Genomic DNA, 3,643 nt, shown 5'->3' with positions numbered 1-3,643 from the left:
CGACAACTGGATGTGGTCGAGCCCGGCGGCCTTGAGCCGCTCGATGCGCGCGACGTTCAGCCCGATGCCCGACGTGATCAGGTTCGTATAGAAGCCGAGCCCGCGCGCATGCGCGACGAGCGTCTCGAGGTCGCCGCGCTGCAGCGGCTCGCCGCCCGAGAAGCCGATCTGCGCGGCGCCGAGCGCGCGTGCGTCGCTGATGACCGTGCGCCACGCATCGGTATCGAGTTCCGCGCCGTGCGTCGCGAAGTCGACCGGGTTGTAGCAGAACGCGCAGTGCAGCGGGCAGCGGTACGTGAGTTCCGCGAGCAGCCACAGCGGCGCGGACGGACGGGAAGTATCGGGCGTCATGTCAGTCGAGCCAGCCGCGCAGTCGCGCATGATCGAGAAAAACGGTACACGTCGGTCGCGAGATCCGATTGCATGAACAGGCGTTCGAGCTCGCCGATGATGTCGTCCAGTTCGCGCGTGCCGTCGCAGCGCGCGAGAATCTCGCCGGCGCTCGGGTTCAGCTTGACCATGCCCTCCGGATAGAGCAGCACGTACGCATCCTGGGCTGCCTCCCATTGCAGGCGGTACATGCCCCTGAGGCAGGGGCGCAGCGGCACGCCGCTGGCGGCTTCGATCGCGTTCATAACGGGTAGGCCTTTTCGACGGCGTCGAGCATCGACCACAGGATGTCGAGCTTGAATTGCAGAATGCCGAGCGCGCGCTGCTGCGCGTCCGGTGTCGTGAAATGCGCGAGCGTCACCGCGAGCCCATGCTCGACGTCGCGCTGCGCGAGCGGCACGCGGCTGCGGAAGTAATGCAGCCCGGCCGGTTCGATCCACGGGTAATGCGACGGCCAGCCCGCGAGCCGGTCGAGATGGATCTGCGGCGCGAACATCTCGGTCAGCGACGAGCACACGGCTTCCTGCCAGGGCGCGCGCCGCGCGAAGTTCACATACGCATCCACCGCGAAACGCACGCCCGGCAGCACGTGTTCGAGCGACCACAGCTCGTCGCGCGTCAGGCCGCACGCTTCGCCGAGCCGCACCCACGCCTCGATGCCGCCTGCGTTGTCGCCCTGCCCGTCGTGGTCGATCAGCCGCTGAATCCAGCGGCGCCGCGTCTCGCGGTCGGGGCAGTTCGACAGGATCGCCGCATCCTTGAGCGGGATGCAGATCTGGTAGTAGAAGCGGTTCGCGACCCAGCCGCGGATCTGCGTGGGCGAACAGGCGCCGCTGTTGAGCCGCCGGTTGAACGGATGATGAATGTGATAGCGCGATTCGAGCGCACGCAGGCGCGCCTCGAATTCGGTCGCGGTCCAGGGCGTCGCGTGCAACGCCGTAGCGGGGATCGGTGCGTTCATCGTCAGACCTGGAATTGCATGCCGTCGTGCGCGACGTCGATGCCGTGCGCGCGCAGGTGCGCATGCTCGACGGAATGCGGATCGAGAATCGGGTTCGTGTTGTTGATGTGCGTGAGCACCTTGCGCGTGCGCGCGGGCAGCGTGTCGAGCCAGTCGATCATGCCGGGCTGCCCGGGTTCCGCGCACTGCGCGAGATGCCCCATGTCCGAAGCGTGCTTGCCCGACAGGCCGAGATCGATCATCTCGGTGCCGGTCCAGAACGTGCCGTCCACCAGCACGAGATCGGCGCCGTCCATGGCCGCGCGCACGTCGTCGGTGACCGACGCGAGCCCCGGCGCATAGAACGCGCGCCGCCCGCTCGCGACGTCCTCGATCGACAGCGCGATGTTGTCGCCGGGCGCGGCCGACGCGCGTCGCGGCGAATAAGGCGGCGGCTTGCTGTCGACGGCGATCGCGGTGAAACGGATGCCGCGCGCCGCCGGCACCGCGAACGGCTCGCCGGGCACGATCGTGTGCGCGGCGACGCCGCAGTAATGGCCGAGCAGCGGCACGAGCGGCAAGCCGGTCGACAGGTCGTCGAGCACCGGCGCGCTCGCGTAGAGCGGCAGCGGCGTCGAACGCTCGCGCAGCATCAGCAGGCCCGTCACGTGATCGATCTGCGCGTCGCACAGCACGACGGCGGCGATGCCGCTGTCGCGGATCGCGCGCGCCGGTTGCAGGTCCGGCGCCGCGCGCAACTGGGAAAGAATGTCGGGCGACGCATTGACGAGGACCCAGTCGACGCCGTCGTCGCTGACCGCGATCGACGACTGCGTGCGCGACAGCACGTGGCCGCTTCCGCTGCGCGCACGACGGCAGTTCGCGCAATTGCAGTTCCATTGCGGCAGCCCGCCGCCGGCTCCCGAGCCGAGTATCTTGATCTTCATGGGCGTCAGCTCCCGAGGCCGCCCGCGCCGACCACGGCGAAGCGGGCGGCACGCACGGCGATCAGCGGTTGGCGATGTACATCGTGATTTCGAAGCCGAAGCGCAGGTCGGTGTAAGACGGTGTCGTCCACTGCATGGTGTGTCTCCTGTTGAGTTGATGAGTTGATGCGTTGCCGGATGAATCGAACGACCGCGGCAAGCGAGCGGTCGATTTCTATTCAGCAAGGAGCGTGCCGAACGCGTATTGCGGCGGCGCGGCGGCGGTAGACGGCCGCCATCCGGGCATCGAGGCGGAATCCTTACGAATAGCCGACACGATCCGCGCGAATGCGGTCCGCCACCCCGGCGGCACGATGTCCGCGAGTGGTCACAAGTGTTGAATCGTTGAACACCGGTGTTGCAAGTTGACACACCGGCTGTGACAGGTCGCGCACCGCGCGACGGCCGCGCGCGTCAGTCTTCGTCGGACGACGGCTGGCGTCCCGCGTCGGCGGCCGGCATCTTCCGGTAGATCGTGTTGCGCGAGACGCCGAGCGCGCGCGCCGCGGCGGACACGTTGCCGCCATGACGCGCGAGCGCGGCGGCGATCGCGGAGGCGGCGACGTCCTGCAGGCGCGCGTCGGCGGGCGGCAACGCGTCCGCGACGCAAGGGCCGGCGCTCGCCGCGGCAGGCGAATCGGGCGCCGCCTGCCCTGCGTGCCCGACGTGCGCATCGCCGCGCCGCAGGTCGTCGAAGAAGTCGTCGGGCAGGTGCTCGCGCCGGATTTCGCCGTCGTCGTCGACCATCGCGGCCGCCGTGCGCAGCAGGTTGCCGAGCTGGCGGAAGTTGCCCGGCCACGTGCACCGCACGAACAACTCCATCACGTCCGGCGCCACCGACAGCGGCGGCCGGCCCGGGCCCGCGAACGCTTCGCGCTGCAGCATCTTCTGCACGACGACCGCGAGATCCGTGCGGTCGCGCAACGGCGGCAGGCGCACCACGAGGCCGTTCAGCCGGTAGTAGAGATCCTCGCGGAAACGGTTCTGCGCGATCATCTCGCGCAAGTCGCGGTGCGTCGCGCAGATGATCGCGATGTCGACGGCGATCGTCTTCGTCGACCCGAGCGGGTTGACGAGGCGCTCCTGCAGCACGCGCAGCAGCCGCACCTGCAGCGGATACGGCATGTCGCCGATCTCGTCGAGGAACAGCGTGCCGCCGTTCGCCTGCAGCAGCTTGCCGATCGCCCCCTTGCGGCGCGCGCCGGTGAACGCGCCCTCCTCGTAGCCGAACAGCTCGGACTCGATCAGCGTCTCCGGAATCGACGCACAGTTGACCGCGACGAACGGCGCGTCGCGGCGCGGCGAGTCGTTGTGGATCGCCTGCGCG

Annotated in this window: 6 protein-coding genes and 1 pseudogene; 1 reads left to right on the top strand and 6 read right to left on the bottom strand. The window is 69.0% G+C overall.

Annotation, left to right across the window (positions count from 1 at the left end):
• The 5 genes and pseudogenes from JMF90_RS28770 to pqqA all read right to left on the bottom strand — a co-directional run.
• The coding region (locus JMF90_RS28770; protein ID WP_201325739.1) for a radical SAM protein at nt 1-351 on the bottom strand (351 nt) is incomplete at its 3' end.
• Nucleotide 352: 1 nt separating this feature from the next.
• Nucleotides 353-635 (bottom strand): annotated as a pseudogene (pqqD, locus tag JMF90_RS28765) (pyrroloquinoline quinone biosynthesis peptide chaperone PqqD).
• Nucleotides 632-1,351, bottom strand: coding sequence for a pyrroloquinoline-quinone synthase PqqC (pqqC, locus tag JMF90_RS28760; protein WP_011547064.1), 720 nt, complete (start codon nt 1,349-1,351; stop codon nt 632-634). The pseudogene pqqD and the gene pqqC overlap by 4 nt, the downstream one beginning before the upstream one ends.
• A gap of 2 nt (nt 1,352-1,353) precedes the next feature.
• Entirely contained in the window at nt 1,354-2,277 is a 924-nt protein-coding gene (pqqB, locus tag JMF90_RS28755; protein ID WP_011547063.1) for a pyrroloquinoline quinone biosynthesis protein PqqB, read from the bottom strand.
• A 61-nt stretch (nt 2,278-2,338) separates the two neighbouring features.
• Complete coding sequence (gene pqqA / locus JMF90_RS28750) at nt 2,339-2,413, bottom strand: pyrroloquinoline quinone precursor peptide PqqA (protein WP_006485436.1); 75 nt, start codon at nt 2,411-2,413, stop codon at nt 2,339-2,341.
• Between the two features lie 34 nt (nt 2,414-2,447).
• On the opposite strand from pqqA, the gene JMF90_RS28745 reads away from it, so the two are divergent.
• Nucleotides 2,448-2,657 carry a hypothetical protein gene (locus tag JMF90_RS28745; protein WP_079999371.1) on the top strand — a complete coding sequence of 70 codons (210 nt, stop codon included), beginning with the start codon at nt 2,448-2,450 and terminating at the stop codon, nt 2,655-2,657.
• A 73-nt stretch (nt 2,658-2,730) separates the two neighbouring features.
• Here the strand turns inward: JMF90_RS28745 and JMF90_RS28740 are convergent.
• Nucleotides 2,731-3,643, bottom strand: a 913-nt coding sequence (locus tag JMF90_RS28740; protein ID WP_201325738.1) for a sigma-54-dependent Fis family transcriptional regulator, incomplete at its 5' end; no start/stop codon positions are given.

The sequence above is a fragment of the Burkholderia sp. E168m23 genome (genome assembly GCF_016586125.1).
Lineage (GTDB): Bacteria > Pseudomonadota > Gammaproteobacteria > Burkholderiales > Burkholderiaceae > Burkholderia > Burkholderia orbicola.
Note: the sequence above shows the minus strand (reverse complement) of the source record. Positions and strands in the feature narration are given on the sequence as shown.

Excerpts from the sequence above, each read along its gene's own strand:
- pqqB (WP_011547063.1), bottom strand. The coding sequence starts at position 2,277 with ATGAAGATCAAGATACTCGGCTCGGGAGCCGGCGGCGGGCTGCCGCAA.
- pqqC (WP_011547064.1), bottom strand. The coding sequence starts at position 1,351 with ATGAACGCACCGATCCCCGCTACGGCGTTGCACGCGACGCCCTGGACC.